The organism is Burkholderia sp. BCC0398 (genome assembly GCF_902833245.1).
Taxonomy (GTDB): domain Bacteria; phylum Pseudomonadota; class Gammaproteobacteria; order Burkholderiales; family Burkholderiaceae; genus Burkholderia; species Burkholderia sola.
Genome location: NZ_CADFEM010000007.1, coordinates 40556 through 65978, shown reverse-complemented (window position 1 = coordinate 65978; position 25423 = coordinate 40556). Strand labels below are relative to the sequence as shown.

Sequence of the window (25423 nt, the reverse complement as noted above, 5' to 3'; positions counted from 1 at the left end):
CGCCGTTGCGCCATTTCGTCGCCGCATGAAAAAAGCCGCGATACGCATCGACGCGTATCGCGGCTTTCGTTATCCCGGCCGGCGCCGAACACGTCCGGCGCCGCGCGGCCCGCGGATCAGCCGGTGTTGCGCAGGCCGGCCGCGATCCCATTGATCGTCAGGTGAATCCCGCGGCGCAGCCGCGCGTTCGTGTCGCCCGCGCGGTGACGCTTGATCAGTTCGACCTGCAGGTGGTTCAGCGGATCGAGATACGGGAAGCGGTTCTTGATCGAGCGCGCGAGCAGCGGGTTGGTCGCGAGGCGGCCTTCCTGCCCGGTGATTTCCGCGAGCGCCTGCGACGTGCGCTCCCATTCCGCGACGATCCGCCCGAACACGTGCTTGCGCAGCTTGCGGTCGGACACGAGCTGCGCATAGCGCGACGCGACCGCGAGATCGGTCTTCGCGAGCACCATGTCCATGTTTGACAGCAGGTTCGCGAAGAACGGCCAGGTCTTGTTCATCTTCTTCAGCAGCGTCACGCGTTTCGCACGTTCGGCGTCGTCCTGCGCGCCGTCGAGATACGCGCTCACCGCGCTGCCGAAGCCGTACCAGCCGGTCAGCAGCAGCCGGCACTGGCCCCACGAGAAGCCCCACGGAATCGCGCGCAGATCCTCGATCTTGCGCTGCTTCGGATCCTGCAGCTTGCGCGACGCCGGGCGGCTGCCGATGTTCAGCTCGGCGATCTCGGTGATCGGCGTCGACGAGAAGAAGTAGTCGGTGAAGCCCGGGGTTTCGTAGACGAGCGCGCGGTACGCGGCCATCGCCGAATCGGACAGCGTCTGCATCGCGGCCTCGAACGCGGGCAACTGTGCCGGCGCGTTCGACTGCGGCAGCAGCGACGCCTCGAGCGTCGCGGCGACGACCGTCTCGAGGTTGCGCCGGCCGATCGACGGGTTCGCGAACTTGCTCGCGATCACCTCGCCCTGTTCGGTCAGGCGGATCTGGCCGTTCACCGTGCCCGGCGGCTGCGACAGGATCGCCTGGTAGGTCGGGCCGCCTCCGCGGCCGACCGTGCCGCCGCGGCCGTGGAACAGCCGCAGCGTGATCTTGCGTTCGCGGAACAGCTCGACGAGCGCGAGTTCCGCACGATACAGCTCCCAGTTCGACGTGAGGAAGCCGCCGTCCTTGTTGCTGTCCGAATAGCCGAGCATCACTTCCTGCTCGGCGCCCTGGTGCGCGATCAGCGCGTCGATGCCCGGCAGCGCGAAGTATTCGCGCATGATGCGCGACGCGTCGCGCAAGTCGGGAATCGTCTCGAACAGCGGGATCACCATCAGGCTGTTGCGCGCGTCGCTGCCCGGCACGCCGAGCGTGCCTTCGAGCAGGCCCGTCTCCTTCTGCAGCAGCAATACCTCGACGAGGTCGCTGACGGTTTCCGTGTGCGAAATGATGTAGTTGCGCACCGCACGCGCACCGAATTGCGCGCGGACCTCGCGCGCCTTCTCGAACACGCCGAGCTCGCTCTGCGCGAGCGCCGAGTAGTCGAGGTACGGCGAGCGCAGCGGGCGCGGATCGGCGAGCGCGGCGAGCAGCACGCGCAGCTTGTCTTCCTCGGCGAGCGCCGCATAGTCGGCCTCGACGCCCGCGCGCGCGAACAGCTCGGCGACCACCGCCTCGTGGATGTCGGAACTCTGGCGCAGGTCGATGCTTGCCAGATGGAAGCCGAACACTTCGGCCGCGCGCACGAGCGGCGCGAGGCGCGGCGCGGCGAGCGACGCGCCGTGGTGCTCGTCGAGCGACGCGGTCAGCACCTTCAGATCGGCGACGAATGCTTCGGAATCCTCGTACGGAATCGCGCGCACCGGCGGCGCGCCGCGGCCCGCGCTGCGCACGGGCACCGTGCCTTCGCCGACACGCACGCGCGCGCTCGCGGCGAGCCGCGTGTAGATCCCGATCAGCGCGCGGCGATACGGTTCGTCGACGCGATGCGGCGACTGGTCGGGCGATGCTGCCGCGAGGGCCTTCACTGCGTCGTTCGCGCCGACCAGCAGGTTCGACACCGATAGCTCGGCGCCGAGCTTGTGCACCTGTTCCAGATAGTGCTCGAGGATCACCGCGGCCTGGCGGTTGATCGCCTCGTCGAGCGTCGCGGCCGTCACGTTCGGGTTGCCGTCGCGATCGCCGCCGATCCAGCTGCCCATCTGGAAGAACGCGGGCACGCGGGCCGACAGGCCGTGCTCCGCGAGCGCGGCCTCGATGTCGCCGTACAGCGCGGGCAGTTCGTCGAGGAACGTCGCGCGGTAGTACGACAGCGCGTTCTCGATCTCGTCGCCAACCGTCAGGCGCGAGTCGCGCAGCATGCGCGTCTGCCACAGCGCGGTCACGCGTGCGCGCAGCATCGCTTCGTTGTACTGGCGCTCGCGAGCGGTCAGCTCCTGGTCGCGCTCGGCGAGCAGGCGCGCGATGTCGTGCTGCGCATCGAGGATGCTCTTGCGCTGCACTTCGGTCGGGTGCGCGGTCAGCACCGGCACGATCAGCGCATCGTCGAAGAAGCGCTGCAGCAGGCGCTTCGACGCGTTGCCGGTGGTTTTCAGCTGGTCGAGCGCATACGCGACCGTGCCGGGCTGCGGCGCGGAGCCGGCCAGCGCGTGGATGCGGCGGCGGCGGTTGTGGTGACGGTCTTCCGCGATGTTCGCGAGGTGCGAGAAATAGCTGAACGCGCGCACGACGCTCACCGTCTGCTCGGGCGTCAGCTTGCGCAGCTTCTTCTCGAGGGTCTGCGCGGCTTCGCTGTCGTCCTCGCGGCGGAACTTGACCGCGGTCTGGCGGATCGTCTCGACGACGTCGAACACCGTATCGCCTTCCTGTTCGCGCACGACGTCGCCGAGCAGGCGGCCGAGGAAGCGGATGTCCTCGAACAGCGGGCGGTCCTTGTCGTCGCGCGTGCGGGTGCCGGCCTTCGGCGCGACCGCCTGGCGGGCGGCGGGGCTGGAGGCTTTCGTCGCGCGTTTTGTCTGACGTATCGGGTCTTTCGGTTTCGTTGCCGTGGGTTTCGTTGCCGTTTTCGCACGGCCGTTCGCGGCGGTCGCGAGCGTGGCCGTCGGGGCGTCGGGGGAGGGCAAGGCAGCATTGCGGCGCGCCGTACGCGCCGATCCGGAAGACTTCACGATGGGTTTCCTTGGGAAAGCTCGAGTCAAAAGGAACTGCGGAAACTGCGGGAACTGCGGTCAAGCAACCAGCTACGTGCGACACATCCGCACAACGGCGCCGCGACCCGCGCGGAAGCAGGCCGGGCGCAGGCTTCGGGCCCGGGCGGGCCGGGGCGTGCGTGCTACCATTGTTCGATCTTCAATCCCGTCCTTCGATGTTCCAGCAATGAATTCCGAGACCCCCGCGGCCGGGCCGCAGCAGGCACAGCCGCCCGCGACGTTGACGATTGCTTCGCGCGAGAGCCGCCTGGCGATGTGGCAAGCCGAACATGTGCGTGATGCGCTGCGCAAATTATATCCAGCTTGTGACGTGAAAATCCTCGGGATGACGACGCGCGGCGATCAGATTCTCGATCGCACGCTGTCGAAGGTCGGCGGCAAGGGCCTGTTCGTGAAGGAACTGGAGGCCGCGCTGGCCGACGGCCGCGCCGATCTCGCCGTGCATTCGCTGAAGGACGTGCCGATGGCGCTGCCCGACGGCTTCTCGCTCGCCGCGATCATGGAACGCGAAGACCCGCGCGATGCGTTCGTGTCGAACGACTACGCGTCGCTCGACGCGCTGCCGGCCGGCGCGGTCGTCGGCACGTCGAGCCTGCGCCGCGAGGCGATGCTGCGTTCGCGCTATCCGCATCTCGAGGTCCTGCCGCTGCGCGGCAACCTCGACACGCGCCTCGCGAAGCTCGACCGCGGAGACTACGCGGCGATCATCCTCGCGGCCGCCGGCCTGAAGCGCCTCGGCCTCGAAACGCGGATCCGCGCGCTGCTCGATGTCGAGGCCAGCCCGCCTGCGGCCGGCCAGGGCGCGCTCGGCATCGAGATCGCCGCGCACCGCGACGACGTCGCCGCGTGGCTCGCGCCGCTGCACGACCCGCGGACCGCGCTCGCGGTCGAGGCCGAGCGGATGGTGTCGCGCGCGCTCGGCGGCAGCTGCGAGGTGCCGCTCGCCGCGCACGCGGTGTGGCGCGCGGGCGAGCTGTACCTGACGGGCCGCGTGTCGACCACCGACGGCAAGCGCGTGCTGACGGCCGACGCGTGCGGCGCGGTCGTGACCGTCGCCGATGCGCTCGCACTCGGCCGCGCGGTGTCCGACGAACTCGAGGCGCAAGGCGCGCTCGACATCGTCCAGGCGCTGCTCGCGAGCTCGCAGGCCGCGGGCAAGGGCGACGCCTGATGGCGGGCGGCGCGCGCGCGTTCACCGCTGTCCTGACGCGTCCGGACGGCCAGTCCGACGCGCTTGCGTCGCAACTGGCCGACGCCGGCTGCGACGTGCTCGAATTCCCGCTGATCGATATCGCGCCGGTCGACGATCCGGCGCCGCTCGACGCCGCGTTCGCGGCGCTGGCCGACTACGCGCTGGTGATCTTCGTGTCGCCGAACGCGATCGACCGCGCGCTCGCGCGCTACGGCGCGATCTGGCCGAACGCGCTGCCGGTCGGCGTGGTCGGGCCCGGCAGCGTCGCGGCGCTCGAGCGCCACGGCATCGCGGCGCCCGCGCATCGCGTGATCGCGCCGCAGGCGCCGGCCGACGGCGGCGTGCCCCATTACGATTCGGAAAGCCTGTTCGCGAGCATCGACGCCGCGTTCGGCGGCGCGCAGGCGCTGGCGGGCGAGCGCGTGCTGATCGTGCGCGGCGACGGCGGGCGCGAATGGCTCGCCGAGCGCCTGCGCGAGGCCGGTGCGGACGTCACGCTCGTCGCCGCGTACCGGCGCGTCGTGCCCGAGCCGCGCGTCGGCGCGTGGGAGCGCGTGCACGCGCTGCTCGACGGCCAGCCGCACGCGTGGCTCGTCACGAGCTCGGAAGGCGTGCGCAACCTGCACGCGCTCGCGCGGGCCCACCTGAACGATGCCGAGATCGACGCGCTGAAGCATGCGCCGCTCGTCACGCCGCACCCGCGGATCGAGCAGACCGCGCGCGCATTGGGTTTTGATAGGATTACGCTGACTGGCGCGGGCGATGAGCGCATCGTCCGCGCGTTTCGAACGATGGCCGACGAGGCCGTCCAACCGGCGACAGCCGCACCGGTGACTAAACGCATGACAGATACCAACGATTCCAAAAGCGTCGCTTCCCAGCCGGCCGCTGCCTCCGCGCCGCCGTCCAGCCCTCCTTATCGCGCGCCCGAACCGCGTGCGCGCCGCGGCGGCAGCGCGGTGCTGTGGTTCGTCGTCGTCGTGCTCGGCTGCGCGGCGGGTGTCGGCGGCTACGCGCTGAACCGCAAGATCGACCGGCTCGACGGCACGTTCGTCGCGCGCCAGAAGGCGCTCGACGCGCAAGCGGCCGAAACGCGGACGAAGACCGAGCAGGCGCTCGCCGGCACGCACCAGGTCGACACGCAGCTCGCGCAGCTCGACGGCAAGCTCGCCGATGCGCAGAGCGCGCAGCAGGCGCTGCAGCAGCAATACCAGGACCTGTCGCGCAACCGCGATGCGTGGATGCTCGAGGAAGTCGACCAGATGCTGTCCAGCGCGAGCCAGCAGCTTCAACTGACCGGCAACACGCAGCTCGCGCTGATCGCGCTGCAGAACGCCGACGCGCGTCTCGCGACGTCGCAGAGCGCGCAGGCCGTCACGGTGCGCAAGGCGCTCGCGCAGGACATCGAGAAGCTGAAGGCCGCGCCGGCAGCCGATCTCACCGGCCTCGCGATCAAGCTCGACGACGCGATCGCCAAGATCGACGCGCTGCCGCTGTCCGGCGAGGCGATCGTGCCGCACGCGGCGCCGAAGGCCGCGCCGGCCGACGCCGCGTCGTCGGTCGCCGCCGGCGAGCCGCGCTGGAAGGTGTGGTGGCACGCGTTCTCGGCCGGCCTCGGCCAGCAATTGAAAGGCCTCGTGCAGGTGCGCCGGATCGACAACGCGGACGCGATGCTCGCGTCGCCCGACCAGGGCTACTTCGTGCGCGAGAACGTGAAGCTGCGCCTGCTCACCGCACGGCTGTCGCTGCTGGCGCGCAACGACAGCGCGATGAAGGCCGACCTGCACGCCGCGCAGGCGTCGCTCGGCAAGTATTTCGATCAGGCGTCGAAGGACACGCAGACCGTCGAGGATCTGCTCAGGCAGGTTGACGGCGCATCGCTGACGGTCGCGGTGCCGAACCTGAACACGAGCCTGAACGCCGTTCAGCAGTTCAAGAGCCGGGGGTAACGATGACGCTTCGAGGAATCGTCTGGCTCGCGGTCCTGTTCGCGATCGCCGCGGCGCTCGCCACCGTCGGCCGTTTCGACGCGGGGCAGGTGCTGCTCGTCTATCCGCCGTACCGGATCGACGTGTCGCTGAACCTGTTCGTGATCGCCATCGTCGTGCTGTTCATCGTCGTGTACGCGCTGCTGCGCATCGTGCGCAACATCTGGCGCATGCCGCAGCGGGTCGCCGCGTATCGCGCGCGTTCGCGCAACGAGAAGGCGCAGGCGTCGCTGCGCGATGCGATCGCGAACCTGTACGCGGGCCGCTTCTCGCGTGCGGAGAAGGCCGCGCGTGAAGCGTTGTCGGTCGATGCGAACCTGGGCGCCGCGAGTCTCGTCGGCGCCACGGCCGCGCACCGGATGCACGAGTACACGCGCCGCGACGACTGGCTGTCGAAGGTCGACGCGCCCGAATGGCAGGATGCACGGCTGCTCGCCGCGGCCGACATGCGCGCGGACGCCCGCGACGCGGACGGCGCGCTTGCCGCGCTGGCCGACATGCAGGCCGGCGGCAAGCGCATCCATGCGCAGCAGGTCGCGCTGCGTGCGCAGCAGCAACTGAAGAACTGGGCCGAGGTGCTGAAGCTCGCGAAGGCGCTCGAAAAGCGCGAGGCGCTGCATCCGGCCGCGGCCGTGCGGCTGCGCCAGCAGGCGGCGGAAAACCTGCTGCGCGAACGCCGGCACGACCCCGAAGCGCTGCTCGAAGTGTGGCAGTCGCTGTCGCCGGTCGAGCGCCAGTCGCCGCGCCTGGCCGATCTCGCGGCCGAGCTGCTCGTGCCGCTCGAGCGCCGCAACGAAGCGCGCCGTATCGTCGAGGACGCGCTCGCGCACAACTGGGATGCGCGCCTGCTGCGCCGTTACCCGGATACGGCCGGCGCCGATGCGCTGCCGTTGATCCAGAAGGCCGAAGGCTGGAAGAAGGATCATCCGGAAGATGCCGACCTGCTGTTCGCACTCGGCCGCCTCTGCCAGCAGCAGCAGCTGTGGGGCAAGGCGCAGTCGTTCCTCGAATCGGCGCTGAAGCTGGCCGACAACGAGGCGCTGAAGGTGCGCGCGCATCGCGCGCTCGCCCGCCTGTTCGAGCAGCTCGGCGAAACCGACAAGGCCGCGAAGCACTACCGCGAAAGCGCGCTCGCGATCACCGTCGTGTGACGCGGCGCTGCGCTGCGCCGCGTAAAAAGCCCCGAACGCCGATCGGCCTTCGGGGCTTTTTTTCGCCTGTGGCGAGGCAGGAGCGGCCTGCGGCGCGTTACGCGCCGAGCCTGCGCAGCAGGTCGTCCTCGCTCGCGACGAACCAGACCGATTTTCCGCGATTGCACTCGCGAACGAGCGCGCGCAGCGCTTCGCTGCGCGCGAGCCGGCGGTCGATGTCGCCGACCACGCCGAGCCGGACGCCGTAGTTGGCCAGCTTTTGCAGCACGACGCCGGCCAGCCTGCTGTCGAGCCGGTAGAAGTCGTCATGCAGCGTGTCCGCCGCGACCGCGATCCAGTCGGCTTCATGCTCGTGCGCGAGCGCGACGAGATCGAGCGCGTCGCTTTCCCGTTGCACGAGGCCGGCGGAAGGATCGCGGACCAGCACGCGGCTGCCGGCGGCCTGAACGATTCGATGGGGCATGTCGAGCGTGTCCGTCGATGAGAGAAAAGTGCGCACGGTGTCGCGCTGTCCGCGGATGAAGTGAGGCTGCTCGGGAAGAAACCGCACCTGCGCGTGCGGCACGAGGCGCGTCAGGCGATCCTGCGTGTCGCGGGAATCGAGCATCACGTCGCGGCCTCCGACGATCGCCAGCACGGGCATCGATAACGTGCGGAGCATGGTGTCGTCGAATACCGGAATCGGCTCGATGCGCGGCCGAACGCCGCGATCGACGGCGCGCATCAGTGCGAGCGCGTCCCGTTCGGCCGGCGTCGATGCGGGTGGCAGGCGACCCAGCACGCGCCGCCGCACGCATGCGCGCCCGGCATCGCCAAGCAGCAACAGCGGCAGCGCCCACCACAGAAACGGCTTCTGCCTGCCGATGCCGGACGGGCAGAGCAGCGCGAGCCGGGTGACGCGCGGCGGCCGCCGCAACGCGAAGTCGAGCGCCGTTCGCGCGCCGAGCGAGATGCCGACGAACGCGGCGCGCGACACCTGCAGGCCGTCGAGCACGTCGTCGAGCCACTGCGCATAGGCGTCGCCCGCGAGCGGCGGGCGCGACGGCGCGCTCGGTCCCGCTTCGCCGATCACGTCGATCGCGTAGAGCCGGAAGTGCGTCGCCCAGTCGGTCGCGTGATGCTGCCAGCTTGCCGCCGTCGTCTGGGCGCCGTGGATCAGTACGACCGGCGGCGCGTGTTCGGGGCCGCAGGCGATGACGTGCGTCGCGCCATGACGCGTTTGCACGGTGACGCGCCGATGCCCGGCCGGCCAGTGCGACAGCGCGGCCGCGTACGCGGCGCGAATCGCGCGGGCATGGCGGGGTGACTTGAAGATTGCGCTCATGTCCCGCTTTGCTGGAGCAGCATGTCGAGCGACGACATCAGCGCGGCCGTGTCGGCCGGTGTCGCGGTCACGATGATCTTGACCATGCTCGAGGCGGGATCGAACGTGACGTCGATTCGCACGGGGTCGACGTACGATGTGCGGCCGGACGCCATCGCGTGCAGCGACCGCGACAGGTACTGGTGCAGCGACTGCGACGCATCGGGAACGTCGACGATGCTGGTGACGCGCACCGCACGCGGCGCGGGCGAGGCCGGCTCCGTCCGGGCGAACGCGGCGAGGTCGGCGTCGAGGATGCGGTAGGCACGGCCGACCCGCGTCGCGCGCAGCTTGCCGTCGCGAATGAACCGCAGGACGGTCTTCGGATGGACGCGCAGGCGGGCGGCGGTGTCTTCGACGGTGTGGAACATGAGATATCGATAATTCCTTAATTGTCTTTATTGTTCCATATATAAAGGAGCATAAGGGAATAATTTGAGTGATAAAGGGGCTGCCGTCGGATGGGCGAGACACTCGGCCGATCCGGGTTGTGCCCGTCCGGAATCGAAAACGCCCCGGCGGCCGGCCATGCCGGACGTCGGGGCGTATCGGGGAGAAACGGGCCGGCAATCGGCCGGCGTGTTCGATCGATCCGGCCGCGCCTTTACGCGCCGCGCATCACTTGTCGACGAGCCGCTTCGGCACCGACAGCGCCAGCAGCCCGCCGAGCACGAGGAACCCGGCCAGCATGTACATGCCCGCATCGTTGCTGCCCGTTATCTGCTTGAGCCAGCCCATCAGGTACGGGCTCAGGAAGCCCGCGAGGTTGCCGATCGAGTTGATCATCGCGATGCCGGCCGCGGCGGCCGTGCCGCCGAGGAAGGCGGTCGGTAGGCTCCAGAACAGCGGCAGCGTCGTCAGGATGCCGATCGTCGCGAGCGTGAGGCCGAGCATCGCGAGCGCGGTCTGGTGGGCCCAGATCACCGACAGCACGAGGCCGAGCGCGCCGATCGCGGCCGGAATCGCGAGGTGCCAGCGGCGTTCGCGGCGCTTGTCCGCGCTGCGCGCGATCAGGATCATCGCGACCACCGCGGCCGCATACGGAATCGCCGACAGCAGGCCGATCATGACCGTGTCGGTCACGCCCGTCGCCTTGATGATCGTCGGCAGCCAGAAGCCGACGCCGTAGAGCCCCATCACGAACGAGAAATAGATCAGCGCCATCAGCCAGACGCGCGGGCTCGACATCACGGCGCCGAGCGGCGGGTCTTCCTTGGTGGCTTCCTCGGCGTCGACGTTGCGGGCGAGCAGCGCCTTTTCTTCGTCGGTGAGCCACGTCGCCTTCGCGATCCGCTCGTCGAGCGCGAAGAACACGAGTACGCCGGCGAGCACCGACGGAATGCCTTCGAGCAGGAACAGCCATTGCCAGCCGTGCCAGCCGCTTACACCGTCGAACGCCTTCAGGATGAAGCCCGAGATCGGCCCGCCGATCACGCCGGACAGCGCGACGGCCGTCATGAAGAACGTCGTCATCCGGCCGCGCCGGTGCGCGGGATACCAGTAGGTGAGGTAGAGGATCACGCCGGGGAAGAAGCCTGCTTCCGCGACGCCGAGCAGGAAGCGCATCACGTAGAACATCGCGGGCGTCGTGACGAACATCGTCAGGATCGAGATCACGCCCCACGTCGCCATGATGCGGGCGATCCACACGCGGGCGCCCACCTTGTGCAGGATGATGTTGCTCGGCACCTCGAACAGGAAATAGCCGAAGAAGAAGATCCCCGCGCCGAGCCCGTACACGGTATCGCTCAGGTTCAGGTCGCTCGCCATCTGCAGCTTCGCGAACCCGACGTTCACGCGGTCCAGATACGCGACCACGTAGCACAGCAGCAGCAGCGGCAGGAGCCGCCACGACACCTTGCGATAGGTTGCTTCCTCGAATGCGCCGGACGAGCCCGGCAGCGATTGCGTCGATGTTGCCATGTTGTCTCCTGTCGATCCAAGTTGGCGCTTTAGCGCTTACTTGGATCCCATGCTTTGCGGTCGATCCAAGTTGGCGCTTTGGCGGTTACCTGGATCCCGTGTACCGCTGTCGTTGTAGTTGGCCGGCGCAGACGCCGCGGCGTCCAATCCGGTTTCGTGCGAAGCAAGACGGGGCGATCGAGCGTCCCGGTACGACTAGATGCAGCGTCCGCCGTCGACTTCGAGGCACACGCCGGTGATGAATTCGGCTTCGTCGGACGCAAGATACAGCGCGGCGTTCGCGATGTCCTGCGGCGTCGAGAAGCGGCCGAGCGGGATCGTCGCAAGGAAGCGGCGGCGATTGTCCGGTGTGTCCTCGCAGCCCATGAACTCGGTCATCAACGCGGTTTCGCCGAGCACCGGGTTGATGCAGTTCACGCGGATGCGATCGGCGCCGAGCTCGGCCGCGAGCGACTTGCTCGCGGTGATCATCGCGCCCTTCGTGCTGTTGTACCAGACGAGGCCCGGGCGCGGCCGCACGCCGGCCGTCGACGCGACGTTCACGAACACGCCGCCGCCCTGTGCGCGAAAGTACGGCACGAAGGTCTGCACGCACCAGAACAGGCTCTTCATGTTGACCGCGTACACGCGGTCGAACTCGGCCTCCGTCACGTCGAGCACGGGCTTGTTGCGGTGCGTGGTGCCCGCGTTGTTCACGACGATCTGCACCGCATGGAAATCGTCGAGCGCGGCCTGCAGCAGCGCGCGCCAGTCGTCCTCTTTCGACACGTCGCCGGCCACCGCGATCGCCTTGCCGCCCGCGAGCGCGATTTCGCTCGCGACGCGCTCGGCCGCCGCGCCGTTCAGGTCGTTGACGACGACGTTCGCGCCTTCGCGCGCATACGTCTTCGCGATGCCTTCGCCGAACCCCGAGCCGCCGCCCGTGACGATGGCCGTCTTGCCGCTCAACCGCATGGTGTGTCTCCTGTGCTGGTAATGAGAGTCGTCGTGTGCCGACGGGCGGCCGGCTGCTGCCGGCTGCCTGTGGCGTGCCGTGCACTCAGCCGTGCCGGATCGCGATCGTCTTCAGCGCGGTGAAACCGTACAGGGCCTCGAAGCCTTTCTCGCGGCCGTGGCCCGAATGGCCGACGCCGCCGAACGGCAGTTCGACGCCGCCGCCCGCGCCATAGTTGTTGATGAACACCTGGCCGGCGCGCAGGCGCCGCGCGAGCCGCATCTGGCGGGCGCCGTCGCGTGTCCAGATGCCCGCGACGAGGCCGTACGGCGTGCCGTTCGCGAGTGCGACGGCTTCGTCCTCGTCGACGAAACGCATCGCCGCGAGCACGGGGCCGAACACTTCCTCCTGCGCGAGCCGGTGCGACGGCGGCACGTCGCGCAACAGCGCGGGCGCCTGATAGAAGCCGCTTTCGGGCGCGTCGGCGACGACCTGCCCGTGTCCGGCCATCGGAATGCCGTCGTGCTGCGCGTCGGACAGGAAATCCCACACGCGCTGCTGCTGCTTCGCGTTGATCAGCGGGCCGCAGTCGAGATCGGCGCGGCTCGGGCCGACGCGCAGTCCGTTGAATGCGGTGGCGAGGCGCTCGACGAGCGGCTCGTACACCGCGCGCTCGATCAGCACGCGGCTGCCGGCCGAGCACGTCTGCCCGCCGTTCTGCACGATCGCGGACACGAGCACGGGCAGCGCCGCGTCGAGATCGGCATCGGCGAACACGATTTGCGGCGACTTGCCGCCGAGTTCGAGCGTGACCGGCACGTGGTTCTCGGCCGCCATCTGCGTGACCAGCTTGCCGGTGGCCGGCGAACCCGTAAACGAGATGTGATCGATGCCCGGATGGCGGGCGAGCGCGGCGCCCGCTTCATGGCCGTAGCCGGTGACGACGTTGAGCGCGCCGGCCGGCAGCCCGGCCTCGGCGGCCAGCTCGGCGACGCGCAGCACGGACAGGCACGCGTCCTCGGCCGGCTTGACCACGCATGCGTTGCCGGCCGCGAGCGCCGCGCCGACGCTGCGCCCGAAGATCTGCATCGGGTAGTTCCACGGCACGATATGGCCCGTGACGCCGTGCGGCTCGCGCACCGTCAGCACCGTATAGCCGGCCTGGTAGGGGAGGGTTTCGCCGTGCAGCTTGTCGGCGGCGCCCGCGTAGAACTCGAAGTAGCGCACGAGCGCGGCGGCATCGGCGCGCGCCTGTTTCAGCGGCTTGCCGGTGTCGCGCGCCTCGATCGCGGCGAGTTCCTCGATCGAATCGGCCACGCGCGCCGACAGCCGCATCAGCGCGCGGCCGCGTTCGGCGGCGCTCGCGGCGCCCCACGGGCCCGCGAACGCGTCGCGGGCGGCGGCGACCGCGCGCTCGATGTCGGGCGCGGTGCCGCGTGCGATCGTCGCGAACGGCTGGCCGTCGGACGGATCGACCACCGCGATGGTTTCCAGTTGCGCGGGCAACGTCCATTCGCCCGCGATGAAGTGCTTCGCCTCTTCCATGCGTCCTCCTGTCGACCCAAGTTAGCGCTTTAGCGCTTACTTGGGTCCCATGCATAGCGGTCGATTCAAGCAAGCGCTTCAGCGCTTGCCCGGCCCCCACGCACCGCGGTCGACCCGGGTCGGCGCCTTGGCACCGCCTCGGGCCCATGCATTGTGATCGACGTGCCACGCCGCCGCCGGTTCGGCGGTCGGACATCCGGAACGATTATCGCGCCGATCGTCATCCGGACGCCACCGGTCGATTGGCTATAATGGCGCATTCCTTTTTGGGGGACGCCCGCGGCCGTGCATCGGCCGCGGCGCCCTGTCCCGAATTCCCATCGACCTACAGAGAGTGCTCATGAGCTTCAATCATGTTCCGGCCGGCAAGGACCTGCCGCAAGATTTCAACGTGATCATCGAGATTCCCGCGCAAAGCGATCCGGTGAAGTACGAGGCGGACAAGGAACTGGGCCTCCTCGTCGTCGACCGCTTCATCGGTACCGGCATGCGCTACCCGGTGAACTACGGCTACATCCCGCAGACGCTGTCGGGCGACGGCGATCCGGTCGACGTGCTGGTGATCACGCCGTTCCCGCTGCTGGCCGGCTCGATCGTGCGCTCGCGCGTGCTCGGCATGCTGCAGATGACCGACGAGTCGGGCGTCGACGCGAAGCTGGTCGCGGTGCCGCACGACAAGATCTGCCCGATGACGGCGAACCTGAAGACGATCGACGACGTGCCCGAGTACCTGAAGGACCAGATCAAGCACTTCTTCGAGCAATACAAGGCCCTCGAGAAGGGCAAGTGGGTGAAGGTCGAAGGCTGGGCCGGCATCGAAGCCGCGCACAAGGAAATCACCGACGGCGCCGCGAACTACAAGAAGTAAGCGGCGTGCCGGCCGACGGCCGGCTCGTACGGAACGCGAACCGCGCGTGTCTCGTCAGGAGGCCGCGCGGTTTTGTTTTGCGCGCGCGGTTTTCCGGCGGGCGGACGCGGAGACGGGCGGCAGCGAGGTAGCCGGTGCGTTCTTCGCGCGTTTCGCGCGGGGCGCGGCAACGGACGGCGCGGTCGCTTCGGCGGCTTTCGTGGCCGAACGACGGCGGGCCGGTGCGGAAGCGGCGTCTTCGCGTGCGTTCGCGGCGGGTTTGCCGGCGGCGGCCGGTGCCTTCCTCTTTGACAACGCGGATGCGGGCAGGTCGGTTTTCTTTACCGGTGTGCGACGCGACGAGGTCTTTTTTGCGGCTGCATCGCCGACGGGTTTTGCACGTTTCGCGTCCGGTGCGGCTTGACTCGCCTTCGTCGACTTCGATGCTTGTTTGCCCTTCGCAGGCTTCGCCGTCTTCGCGGCCGTTACTGCCCCGACCACTTTCCCGGCCTTCACCTTTTTCCCGGCAACCTGTTCCGTTGCAGCCGTCTCCGCCGCAGCGTCGACATTTTCCGCCTTCACCTTCTTCCGCCCGCGCGCCGTCGCCTTCGTCCCGGCCGTGTCGCCGCTCTCGTCGAGCGTGACCACCGCCGGCAGCACCGATTCAAGCGTCCGCAACCCGGCCGCGAGCTCGCGTTTTTTCGCGGGCGCGAGCCGCTTCACCCAGTATTCGGCGCGCGACGCGCTCGACCGGTCGGGCAGCGCAAACGCCGCGAGCACCGCGCGCGGCTTGCGCGAGCGCGTGTAGCGCGCGCCCTTGCCGGACGCGTGTTCGTCGAAGCGCGCGGCGACATCGGTCGTGATGCCCGTGTAGACGCTGTCGTCGGCGCATTCGATCAGATACAGAAACCAGGACATGGCAGGGCGGCGGGATGCGAAGCCGCCAGTGTCTCAGAAAAACCGTGCATCAACGCCGTCGGTCGCCGTGCCCGTCGCGAAAGCGGCTGGGCGCCGCGCCGAGTTCGCGCGTGAAGAAGCGCGTGAACGCGCTCGTCGAACGGAAGCCGACGCGCACGCCGATCTCGCCGATCGGCAACTGCGTGTTGAGCAGCAGGTCGCGCGCCTCGCCGAGCCGCGCCTGCGCGACGAGCGCATGGAAACCGACCGCTTCGCGATGCAGGCGCCGGCGCAACGTCCAGCGCGACATCGCGAAGCGCGTGCAGACGTGCTGCATCAGCGTATCGGTCGGCACGTCGGCGTCGTCGGACGTGCGCAGCCAGTCGCGCACGCATTGCTCGACCGACGAGCCGAACGTCGAGCGAGCGCGCACGCGTTCGCGCGCGGCGTCGGCCGCATGCCGCTGGATGCCGGCGAGCGGCGCGTTGTAGCGCTCGAACGGCGTGTCGAAGTGTGCGGAGCGCAGCACGATGCGATTGTGTGAGGCATCGAACGACACCGGCGCGCCGAGCATGTCGCGCAGCGCGGCAACGGGCGCGAACGCGCGGCCGGCGAATGCGGCGTCGTCGACGCGCACGTGCGGGTCGTACAGGCGCGCGAGCGCCGCGAGGATCGCGAGGTTCGCGAACGCGCTGCCCGCGTGCCGGCCGTCGCCTTCGTTCACGTACTCGAGCGCGATCGCGTCGCCGTTCTCGTGCGCGAACACCCAGTCGACGTTGCCGATCAGCTCGCGATAGTGCAGGTAGCCGTGCAGCGCGTCGCGCAGCGTCGCCGCGTTGCACGTGATGCCCGCGAGTTCGGGAAACGGCACGAGCCACGGCACGACCTGCGGCGGCGGGCGGTGCCACGACAGCGGCCAGTCGTCCATCAATTGCAGCGCGGCCACGTGCCGATCGCCCGCGATGCGGCGCGTGTCGTCGGCGAGCTCGGCCGGCCCGATGCCGAGTGTTTCGTAAAGCGGTGCGGGATCGATGCCGTTCGCACGCGCGTCTTCGCACAGCCAGCGGTAGATCCGGACGGATACCGATTTCTGCTGCAACTCCATGTCTGTCTCCCTGTCGTCATGCCGTTCGGGTTTGTCCCCGCTGCGAGAGGTCAACGCATGCTCCTGCCGGTCAAGCGTGGTGACCGGTCGATTTTTAGACTTGGAGTGGCCACAAGTACAACAGAACGATTCTGGAGGATCAATGAAAACTTCGCTGTTCCGGTGTTCGACGATTGCGTCCGCGTGCGCGCTCACGGTGCTGCTCGCGTCGTGCGGCGGCGACGACATTCACGCCCCGACCGACCCCGACGCGGCAGCCGACCAGCGCGCGGCCGCGCTCGTCGCGCAACTGACGACCGACGAGAAACTGCAGCTCGTGCACGGCACCGGCATGCCGGCGCTCAGCCTCGGCGGCCCGTTTCCGGCCGACGCGCTGAACGGCGCGAGCTACATCCCGGGCGTGCCGCGGCTCGGCATTCCGGCCGTCAGCAGCGCCGATTCGGCGGGCGGCGTGAACGTGAAGAATGCGCGCGTGACCGCGCTGCCGGCGCCGGTCGCGCTCGCGGCGACGTGGGACCCGGCGCTCGCGGGCACCTACGGCACGCGCATCGCGCTCGAACTGCGCGCGCTCGGTTTCGCCGAAGGGCTCGGCGGCGGCGTGAACCTCGCGCGCGAGCCGCGCAACGGCCGCACCTTCGAATACATGGGCGAGGACCCGGTGCTCGCGGGCACGCTGAGCGCCGCGCGCACGCAGGCCACGCAGGCGCGGAAGGTGATCGCGACGATCAAGCATTTCGCGTTCAACGACCAGGAAACCAACCGCATGACGGTCGATTCGGTCGTCGACGAGCGGACCATGCGCGAGGCCGAGCTGCTCGCGTTCGAGATCGGCGTGAAGGACGGCCAGCCGGGCAACGTGATGTGCGCGTACAACAAGCTGAACGGCGTGTATGCGTGCGAGAACCCGTATTTGCTGACGACGGTGCTGAAGAACGAGTGGGGTTTCAAGGGCGTCGTGCAGTCGGACTGGGGCGCGACGCATTCGACGGTCGCGGCCGTGCAGGCGGGGCTCGACGAGGAACAGCCGGGCGCGGCCGACGACGGCAACGCGCCGCTCGGCTCGTACTTCAATGCGAAGCTGCGCGCGGCGCTGCAGGCCGGCAGCGTGTCGGTCGCGCGGCTGAACGACATGGTGCAGCGCAAGCTGCGCACGCTGATCCGCATCGGCGTGATGGATGCGCCGCCGAAGCCGGGCGGCGCGATCGACGAGGCCGCCGGCAATGCCGACGCGCTCGCGATCGCACGGCAAGCGGCGGTGCTGCTGAAGAACGCGGCCGCGCCGGGCGACACGCAGCCGGTGCTGCCGCTCGCCGCGGGCACGCTCAAGTCGGTCGTCGTGATCGGCGGGCATGCGGACGCGGGCGTGCTGTCGGGCGGCGGCTCGGGCGCGGTGCCGGCGATCGACGGCAACGCGGTGACGTCCTGCCAGCAACCGGCGGGCATGCTGTTCGGCGGGTGCGCGACCTGGTACAAGTCCGCGCCGCTCGCGGCGATCCGCGCGAAGGCGCCGAACGCGTCGGTCAGCTATCTCGACGGGACCGACGCGAATGCCGCGGCGAGCGCGGCCGCACAGGCCGATGTCGCGATCGTGTTCGCCACGCAGTGGCAGACGGAAGGGCTCGACCTCGCGAGCCTGTCGTTGCCCGATGCGAAGGCGGACCCGTACAACCAGCAATACGACCAGAACGCGCTGATCGCCGCGGTCGCCGCGAAGGCGAAGCGTGTGATCGTCGTGCTCGAGAACGGCAGCCCGGTGCTGATGCCGTGGCTCGCGAACGTGCATGGCGTGCTGGACGCGTGGTATCCGGGCGCGCAGGGCGGCCAGGCGATCGCCGACCTGCTGTTCGGCGACGCGAACCCGTCGGGCCGGCTGCCGCTCACGTTCCCGAAGCAGGAGGCCGACCTGCCGCAGCCGACGATCGATCCGTCGAACCTGCAAAACGTCTATGCGGAAGGGCTCGCGTACGGCTATCGCTGGTTCGACGCGAAGGCGATCGAGCCGCTGTTCCCGTTCGGCTACGGGCTGTCGTACACGACGTATGCGTTGTCGGCGATGTCCGCGCAGGCGGACGCCGCGGGCAACGTGACGGTCGGCGTGACGGTGACGAACACCGGTGCGCGCGCCGGTACGCAGACGGTGCAGATCTACGCGGCGCTGCCCGCGTCGCTTGGCGAGCCGCCGAAGCGGCTCGTCGGCTGGACCAAGGTCGCGCTGCAGCCGGGCGAGGCGCGCACGGTCAACGTCGCGGTGCCGGCGCAGCGCTTCGCCGTGTGGGATGCGAGCGCGCACGCATGGCGGATCGGCGCGGGCAGCTACGCGCTGTCGGCGGCCGCGTCGTCGCGCGATCCGCAGGCGCTGTCGCAGACGGTGACGCTCGCCGCGCACTGAACGCGCGGTAGCCGGACGGCAGGCGGCGAGGCCCTTGCGTGGCTTCGCCGCGTGCGCGGCGCGCCGGACGGCGCTAGCCGGTGTTGCGCCGGAACGGATCGTGTTCGCGCAGTTCGTCGACGTACGCGTGGATATGCTCGGTCTCGCGCTCGAGAAAACGCGCGACCGCATCGGAAAACGCCGGATGCGCGAGCCAGTGCGCGGAGTGCGTGACGGTCGGCAGGAAACCACGCGCGAGCTTGTGCTCGCCCTGCGCGCCGCCTTCGAACGTGTCGAGTCCGGCCTCGATGCAGAATTCGAGCAACTGATAGTAGGCGGTTTCGAAATGCAGGCAGGGCACGTGTTCGATCGCGCCCCAGTAGCGGCCGTACAGCGTGCCGCCGCCGTGCTCGCCGCGCCGGTACACGGCGAGCGCGCTCGCGATCGGTTTCCCGTCGGCTTCCGCGATCACGAGCAGCAGGTTCTCGGGCATCGTCGCGCCGATCGTGCGGAAGAAGTCGAGGTTCAGGTACGGGCTCGAATAGTGCTCGCGGTACGTTTGCCGATAGCAGCGCGAGAAGAAGCGCCAGTCGGCGTCGGTGATCTGATCGCCGGTCAGCCGCCGGAAGGTCACGCCCGCGTCGTGCACCTTGCGCCGCTCCGCGCGGATGTTCTTGCGCTTCTTCTGCTCGAGTGTGGCGAGGAAATCGTCGAAGTGGCGGTAGCCGTCGTTGAGCCAGTGAAACTGCACGCCTTCGCGCAGCATCATCCCCATCGATTCGAGCAGGCGCGCTTCGTCGCCGGTCGGAAACAGCACGTGCAGCGACGACACGTCGCTCTGCTCGGCGAACGCGAGCAGCGTGGCCGCGAGCCGGCGGCGCGCGTCGTCGTCGGCCGCGAGCAGCCGCGTGCCCTGCACCGGCGTGAACGGCACCGCGCACAGCAGCTTCGGGTAGTAGGGCAGGTCGTTGCGCTGGTACGCGTCGGCCCACGCCCAGTCGAACACGTATTCGCCGTACGAATGCTGTTTCGCGTAGACGGGCGCGGCGGCCGCGAGGCGGCCGGTGCGCGTGTCGGTCAGCGTGACGAAGTGCGGCGACCAGCCGGTGTCGTCCACCGCGCAGCGCGCGACGTGCAGCGCGTCGAGGAATTCGTGGCGCAGGAACGGCGTGGGCTGCGCGTCGCCCGCGAGCAGCGCGTTCCATTCGTCGGCCGGCACCTCGGCGGGGGACGACAGGATGCCCGTGCGATAATCGATGCGTTCGTGTTTCAAGCGTGAATCCGTACCGTTGGATGTTGCCGGATGCGGGCCGCCGTGGCCCGCGCCCGGATCGATTTCGTCAGCCGTTCAAGGCGCGCCGCCGGGTTGCGCCGCCCCCGCCATGAAGACCCGACTCGCTCTCGCCCAGATCAACGTCACCGTCGGCGATTTCGCCGGCAACGTCGCGCGCATCGTCGCGGCCGCGCGCGCCGCGCACAACGATGGTGCGCAACTGATGGTCGCCCCCGAACTCGCGTTGTCCGGCTATCCACCCGAAGACCTGCTGCTGCGACCCGCGTTCTACGCGGCGGCGGCCGCCGCGCTCGATGCGCTCGCCGACGCACTGAAGGCGTTCGACGGGCTCGCGGTACTGGTCGGCCATCCGTTGCGCGGTGCGGGGGCGGGCAGCGCGTCAGCCGTCGATGGTAATGCAAACCGCCCGATCGAGCGCGGCGTGCCGCCCACCGATACCTTCAACGCGGCGTCGCTGATCGTCGGCGGCGAGATTGTCGGCACCTACCGCAAGCAGGATCTGCCGAACGCCGAGGTGTTCGACGAGAAACGCTACTTCGCGACCGATACCGAGCCGCTCGTGTTCGAGCTGAACGGCGTGAAATACGGCGTGATCATTTGCGAGGACGCGTGGCATGCGTCGGCCGCGCAGATCGCGAAGGCGGCCGGCGCGCAGGTGCTGCTGATCCCGAACGGCTCGCCGTATCACATGAACAAGGAGGCGGTGCGCATCGACATCCTGCGCGCGCGGATTCGCGAGACCGGGCTGCCGATGGTCTACGTGAACCTCGTCGGCGGCCAGGACGAACTCGTGTTCGACGGCGGGTCGTTCGTGCTCGACGGCGACGGCGCGGTCGTCGCGAAGATGCCGCAGTTCGACGAAGGGCATGCGATCGTCGAATTCGATGGCGCGCGGCCGCTGCCTGGCGCGATCGCGCCCGGGTTGTCGACGCACGCGCAGGTGTACCGCGCGCTGGTGACCGGCGTGCGCGACTACATCGGCAAGAACGGTTTTCCCGGCGTGCTGATCGGGCTGTCGGGCGGCGTCGATTCGGCGCTGGTGCTGGCCATCGCATGCGATGCGCTCGGGCCGGAGCGCGTGCGCGCGGTGATGATGCCGTCGCGCTTCACGGCCGACATCTCGACCACCGATGCGGCGGAAATGGCGCGGCGCGTCGGCGTGCGCTACGACGAGATCGCGATCGCGCCGATGTTCGATGCATTCCGCACCGCGCTCGCGGACGAATTCGCGGGCCGCGCGGAAGACGCGACGGAGGAGAACATCCAGGCGCGCATCCGCGGCACGCTGCTGATGGCGCTGTCGAACAAGTTCGGCTCGATCGTGCTGACGACCGGCAACAAGAGCGAGATGGCGGTCGGCTACTGCACGCTGTACGGCGACATGGCCGGCGGTTTCGCGGTGATCAAGGACATCGCGAAGACGCTCGTGTACCAACTCTGCCGCTATCGCAACGAAACGACCGATTACGCGCTGCGCGACGTGATTCCCGAGCGGATCCTGACGCGCGCGCCGTCGGCGGAGCTGCGCGAGAACCAGACCGACCAGGACAGCCTGCCGCCGTACGACGTGCTCGACGCGATCATGCGGATGTACATGGAAGAAGACCGGCCGCTCGCCGCGATCGTTGCGGCCGGCTACGCGCAGGCCGACGTCGAGCGCGTGACGCGGCTCATCAAGATCAACGAATACAAGCGCCGCCAGGCGCCGATCGGCATCCGGGTCACGCATCGCGCATTCGGGCGCGACTGGCGCTACCCGATCACATCACGTTTTACCGAACGGCTCGATTGACCGGTGCTGGGCCGGAGGCGGCCCGCCGGCTTACAATCGGGAACGCGATTTTTCATCCAAACGAGCATTGAGGGACAACCATCATGAAACGCATCACCGCCATCATCAAGCCGTTCAAGCTGGACGAAGTCCGCGAAGCGCTCGCCGAAGTCGGTCTCACGGGCCTGACCGTGACGGAAGTGAAGGGCTTTGGCCGTCAGAAGGGCCACACCGAGCTGTATCGCGGCGCCGAATACGTGGTCGACTTCCTGCCGAAGATGAAGATCGAGGTGGTCGTCGCGGAAGCGCAGGTCGATCAGGTGATCGACGCGGTGATCGGTGCGGCGCGCACCGGCAAGATCGGCGACGGCAAGATCTTCGTGTCGGACGTCGAGCGCGTGATCCGCATCCGCACCGGCGAAGAGAACGAAGCGGCCGTCTGAGCGCCGCGTCCGCGCCGCTCGATCAATCCCGGCCGCTTCGACCGAGCGGGCCACGGGTCGCAAGAATCCGCCGCCCAAGAAAAAACGGTGCGGATACCCGGTTGGGTACCGCACCGATACGCGCCTCTCGCAGCAGCGTGGAAAGTGTTGTCGAATCGTTCTTTGACGGCGCCTGATCAGAACAGGTGCTGGATGCCGGCGTAGACGCCGGTCTGGCTGCCGCCCGGATGCGGGTTGCCGGTCGACACGGCGGTGCCCGCACCGTTCGCGTTCAGGCCGAAGTTGGCCGACGAGCTGTTGCGCACCGTCGCGGCCTGCAGGTCGAACAGCGTGCGCTTCGAGATGTTGTACGAACCGCCGATCGTGTAGATGTTCGCGTTGCCGCCGCCGTGGTTCGCGTTCACGTGATACACGGCCGCGATCAGCGCCGCTGCCGGCGTCGCCTGCCACGTCACGCCGCCCCACACCTGTTGCGTACCCGTCACGCCGGCGTTCACTGCCGGGCCGCCGCTGCCGTCCGCGCGCGATGCCTGGTAGGCCGCCTGAACCTTGAACTGGCCGAGGAACACGTTCACGCCCGCGAAGTATTCGCGCGAGTAGTTGAACACGTCCGAGAAGCGGCCGTTGCTGTCGCGCGTTTCGTCGTAGATGCCGCGCAACTGGAACAGCGAGTTCGTGTAGGTGACCTGACCGCCCATTGCACGACCCGGTTGGCCGGCCGTCGTGTTGCCGTTGAAGCTGGTCGAATTCGAGAACGAGAACTGGCCGTAGAAGTCGAGGCCGTAGAGCGACGGCGACTGGTACGACACGTTGTTGCTGGTCTTGTTCCAGTTGCGGCCGCGCACCAGCGAGGCCGTCGACCAGGCCGACTGGCCGAACGGGTCGAAATCCCACACGCCGTTGGCGATCGCGAGCTCGCGACCCAGCAGCAGCGTACCGTAGCGGTCGTTCGAGATACCGACGGTCGCGAAACGATCCCAGATCGAGCCGCTGAAGCCGCCCGTCATCGTGTTGAACGCGCCTTCGATGTGGAACAGGACCTTGTTGCCGCCACCGATGTCCTCGCTACCCTTCAAGCCCCACAGGCTCGTGCCCCAGTCGCCGCTTTCCGCGCGCACTTGGTGGCCGTTTTGCAGGCCGTTCATGTACTCGATACCTGCATCCAGGCGGCCATACAGCGTGACGCTGCTCTGCGCGTGCGCCGTCACCACCCCAGCAGCCATCAGCGCCGCCGCGACCAAAGCTTTCTTCATCATCTCCTCCATACCCTGTCAAAAAGTCAACCCAGACTGCACGAGATGCCCGGAGCGCGAGCGCCGGGCAAAAGCGGGATAACCAGGGAGACCTCGTGCAGGGCCGGTAAGCGCGGCACGCGGGCAAGCAGACGGAAAACCGTTGAGCGGTCCCGCGCAGCCGGGTCGGCCTGCGGGGTCTCCTTGTTGTGTCGTGAAGCTAAACTACATTTCACGAACTTCGTTTTGCTACTTTGGTTACTAATTTAGCAAAAATACAATTTTGTGGCGACGGAAATCGTTGTTTGACTAACCGCTGTCGCCAAATTGCCATGCAACACGGTGCGCAACAGGGCTCCCAAGGGTTCTCGATTACCGGAAAACCCTTGTCCCACAAGGGAGACATGGATTCGGCGGATAGGGCTCAAGGATTGCCACTATTGACGTTGCAAAGGCGCCGGCGTAAGCGCGAAAGTCGCGAAATGGGTAAGTATTTCGTAATGATTCGGGCGATTGTCGCCATCGCGGATCGACGCCGGAAACGCCCGGCCGAAACGCGCTGTGGCTAGTCCGCGCTCGGCCGTGCGTCGAGCAACTGCGCGCGGATCCAGCGATGCGCGTCGGTGCGTGCATGCTTCGCATGCGAGTAGACCTTCACCGTGTAGCGCGGGATTTCGAACGGCGCGGGGAAGATGCGGATCGGCGCCGCGTGCCGCAGCGCCTGCGCGGCGCGGTTCGGCACGGTCATCAGGAGTGCCGACTCCGCGATCACGAACGGCGCGGCCAGCACGGTCGGCAACTGCACGGCGACGTGCCGCGCGAGGCCGAGCCGGTCGAGCACGTAGTCGACGACGCCACGCGACTCGTTCCACGGCGTGACGACCACGTGGCGCGCCGCCAGGTACTGGTCGAGCGTCAGCCGCCGGCGGATGTCCGGATGCGTGGCGCTCGCGATCACGACGTAATCGTCGGAGAACCAGTCGAAATCCTCGATGCCCGGTGCGTCGGCCGCCGATTCCTCGTGGTAGCCGAGCGCGAAGTCGATGCGGCCGGCCGCGAGCTCGTCGACGGAAATCTTGCGGTCCGAATGGACGACGCGGATGCGCAGGTGCGGCGCCACGTGCTGGATGCGGGCGACGAACGCCGGCAGCACCGCGAATGCCGTGTAGTCGGTCGCGGCGAACACGAACGTGCGGTCGCTTTGCGCCGGATCGAAGCGGCGCGCGCGGGCGAGCCCCTTCGACATCGCGTCGAGCGCGTCGCCGGCCCACGTGGCGATGTCGTCGGCGCGCACGGTCGGCTGCATCTCGTTGCCGAGCCGCACGAACAGCGCATCGCCGATCGCGTCGCGCAGGCGGGCGAGCGCATGGCTCAACGCCGACGGGCTCAACGCGAGCTCGTGCGCGGCCGCTGCGACCGACCGGTGGCGGTACAGCGCGTCGAACACGAGCAGCAGGTTCAGGTCGAGGCGGCGCAGATCGGGATGCATCATGTTCAGGTCTGGATGAAGAACCTGCACTTCCTGCAGGCATCGCATGAACGTAGCATGACGGTTTGAACGGCGCCAGCGCGGCTGCGGGCTGCGCGGCGCCGTTTTCCGTTTCACATCCCGGGCCGGAGGAGGGCTCAACCCGTGCAAATCGATATCCGTTCCGCCACCGTCGCCGACGTGCCGCAGATCCTGCGCTTCATCACCGAACTGGCCGTCTACGAGAAAGCGGAGCACGAAGTCGTCGCGACGCCCGAATCGCTCGAACGCAGCCTGTTCGGCGAAGGCTCGCCGGCGCGGGCGCTGATGTGCGAGATCGACGGCGAGCCGGCCGGCTTCGCCGTGTATTTCTTCTCGTATTCGACGTGGCTCGCGCGGCAGGGGCTGTATCTGGAGGATCTCTACGTATCGCCGCGTTTTCGCGGCGCCGGCGCGGGGCTGCGGCTGCTGAAGGCGCTCGCGCGGATCGCGGTCGACTCGGGCTGCGGGCGTTTCGAATGGAGCGTGCTCGACTGGAACGAGCCGGCGATTCGCTTCTACGAAAGCGTCGGCGCGGCGCCGCAGAGCGAATGGGTGCGTTACCGGCTGGCGGGCGACGAACTGCGCGCGTTCGCCGACGGCACGCCGGTGAGCGCCGCGTAAACGCAAAACGGGCGCCGCGCGGCGAACCGCGGGCGCCCGCTCGGGCGTGGC

General features: G+C 68.6%; 19 protein-coding genes. 8 read left to right on the top strand and 11 right to left on the bottom strand.

Translation table 11 applies throughout. The annotated features are described in order from the left end of the window. Nucleotides 1–116: 116 nt before the first annotated feature. Nucleotides 117–3146: a phosphoenolpyruvate carboxylase gene (ppc, locus tag HWX76_RS16875; RefSeq protein WP_176016071.1), complete on the bottom strand. Its 3030-nt coding sequence runs from the start codon at nt 3144–3146 to the stop codon at nt 117–119. Nucleotides 3147–3354: 208 nt separating this feature from the next. On the opposite strand from ppc, the gene hemC reads away from it, so the two are divergent. Genes hemC through HWX76_RS16860 form a run of 3 tightly spaced genes read left to right on the top strand, consistent with a single transcriptional unit; the run spans nt 3355 to nt 7519 of the window. Beyond that, the gene (hemC, locus tag HWX76_RS16870) at nt 3355–4359 is read left to right on the top strand and encodes a hydroxymethylbilane synthase (RefSeq protein ID WP_050012033.1); all 1005 of its coding nucleotides are present in this window, start codon (nt 3355–3357) and stop codon (nt 4357–4359) included. Beyond that, on the top strand, nt 4359–6329 hold the full coding sequence (gene hemDX, locus HWX76_RS16865) for a fused uroporphyrinogen-III synthase HemD/membrane protein HemX (protein WP_050012032.1): 1971 nt from the start codon (nt 4359–4361) through the stop codon (nt 6327–6329). The genes hemC and hemDX overlap by 1 nt, the downstream gene beginning before the upstream one ends. 2 nt (nt 6330–6331) lie before the next feature. After that, on the top strand, nt 6332–7519 hold the full coding sequence (locus HWX76_RS16860; protein WP_089488729.1) for a heme biosynthesis protein HemY: 1188 nt from the start codon (nt 6332–6334) through the stop codon (nt 7517–7519). A 97-nt stretch (nt 7520–7616) separates the two neighbouring features. Here the strand turns inward: HWX76_RS16860 and HWX76_RS16855 are convergent, their stop codons facing one another. From HWX76_RS16855 to HWX76_RS16835, 5 genes are all read right to left on the bottom strand, one after another. Next, nucleotides 7617–8843, bottom strand: a complete 1227-nt coding sequence (locus HWX76_RS16855; RefSeq protein WP_050012030.1) for an alpha/beta fold hydrolase — start codon at nt 8841–8843, stop codon at nt 7617–7619. Then, nucleotides 8840–9253 carry a helix-turn-helix domain-containing protein gene (locus tag HWX76_RS16850; RefSeq protein ID WP_050012029.1) on the bottom strand — a complete coding sequence of 138 codons (414 nt, stop codon included), beginning with the start codon at nt 9251–9253 and terminating at the stop codon, nt 8840–8842. The genes HWX76_RS16855 and HWX76_RS16850 overlap by 4 nt, the downstream gene beginning before the upstream one ends. A gap of 247 nt (nt 9254–9500) precedes the next feature. Further along, nucleotides 9501–10805 carry an MFS transporter gene (locus HWX76_RS16845; protein ID WP_050012028.1) on the bottom strand — a complete coding sequence of 435 codons (1305 nt, stop codon included), beginning with the start codon at nt 10803–10805 and terminating at the stop codon, nt 9501–9503. A gap of 195 nt (nt 10806–11000) precedes the next feature. Then, complete coding sequence (locus HWX76_RS16840; RefSeq protein ID WP_006478125.1) at nt 11001–11759, bottom strand: SDR family oxidoreductase; 759 nt, start codon at nt 11757–11759, stop codon at nt 11001–11003. 85 nt (nt 11760–11844) lie between these two features. Next, entirely contained in the window at nt 11845–13284 is a 1440-nt protein-coding gene (locus HWX76_RS16835) for an aldehyde dehydrogenase family protein (protein ID WP_050012027.1), read from the bottom strand. Between the two features lie 340 nt (nt 13285–13624). On the opposite strand from HWX76_RS16835, the gene ppa reads away from it, so the two are divergent. Continuing rightward, nucleotides 13625–14152 (top strand): inorganic diphosphatase, encoded by a 528-nt coding sequence (ppa, locus tag HWX76_RS16830; protein WP_006489643.1) that lies wholly within the window; start codon nt 13625–13627, stop codon nt 14150–14152. A gap of 54 nt (nt 14153–14206) precedes the next feature. Here ppa and HWX76_RS16825 read toward each other — a convergent pair whose 3' ends face one another. Both HWX76_RS16825 and HWX76_RS16820 read right to left on the bottom strand, forming a co-directional pair. Then, entirely contained in the window at nt 14207–15049 is an 843-nt protein-coding gene (locus HWX76_RS16825; protein WP_176016070.1) for a GIY-YIG nuclease family protein, read from the bottom strand. Between the two features lie 49 nt (nt 15050–15098). After that, complete coding sequence (locus HWX76_RS16820; RefSeq protein ID WP_050012025.1) at nt 15099–16133, bottom strand: AraC family transcriptional regulator; 1035 nt, start codon at nt 16131–16133, stop codon at nt 15099–15101. A gap of 142 nt (nt 16134–16275) precedes the next feature. On the opposite strand from HWX76_RS16820, the gene HWX76_RS16815 reads away from it, so the two are divergent. Continuing rightward, the gene (locus tag HWX76_RS16815; RefSeq protein ID WP_050012024.1) at nt 16276–18522 is read left to right on the top strand and encodes a glycoside hydrolase family 3 C-terminal domain-containing protein; all 2247 of its coding nucleotides are present in this window, start codon (nt 16276–16278) and stop codon (nt 18520–18522) included. A gap of 73 nt (nt 18523–18595) precedes the next feature. Here the strand turns inward: HWX76_RS16815 and HWX76_RS16810 are convergent, their stop codons facing one another. Further along, nucleotides 18596–19774: a GNAT family N-acetyltransferase gene (locus tag HWX76_RS16810; protein WP_124554792.1), complete on the bottom strand. Its 1179-nt coding sequence runs from the start codon at nt 19772–19774 to the stop codon at nt 18596–18598. Nucleotides 19775–19883: 109 nt separating this feature from the next. On the opposite strand from HWX76_RS16810, the gene HWX76_RS16805 reads away from it, so the two are divergent. Next, on the top strand, nt 19884–21587 hold the full coding sequence (locus HWX76_RS16805; protein ID WP_176016069.1) for an NAD+ synthase: 1704 nt from the start codon (nt 19884–19886) through the stop codon (nt 21585–21587). An 83-nt stretch (nt 21588–21670) separates the two neighbouring features. Then, nucleotides 21671–22009, top strand: a complete 339-nt coding sequence (locus tag HWX76_RS16800; RefSeq protein ID WP_006398637.1) for a P-II family nitrogen regulator — start codon at nt 21671–21673, stop codon at nt 22007–22009. Between the two features lie 176 nt (nt 22010–22185). Here the strand turns inward: HWX76_RS16800 and HWX76_RS16795 are convergent, their stop codons facing one another. Beyond that, on the bottom strand, nt 22186–23265 hold the full coding sequence (locus tag HWX76_RS16795; protein WP_050012021.1) for a porin: 1080 nt from the start codon (nt 23263–23265) through the stop codon (nt 22186–22188). A gap of 541 nt (nt 23266–23806) precedes the next feature. Further along, a complete protein-coding gene (locus HWX76_RS16790) occupies nt 23807–24733 on the bottom strand; it encodes a LysR family transcriptional regulator (RefSeq protein ID WP_124651403.1) in 927 nt (308 codons plus the stop codon). A 141-nt stretch (nt 24734–24874) separates the two neighbouring features. On the opposite strand from HWX76_RS16790, the gene HWX76_RS16785 reads away from it, so the two are divergent. After that, nucleotides 24875–25372 (top strand): GNAT family N-acetyltransferase, encoded by a 498-nt coding sequence (locus HWX76_RS16785; protein WP_050012019.1) that lies wholly within the window; start codon nt 24875–24877, stop codon nt 25370–25372. Nucleotides 25373–25423 lie beyond the last annotated feature (51 nt).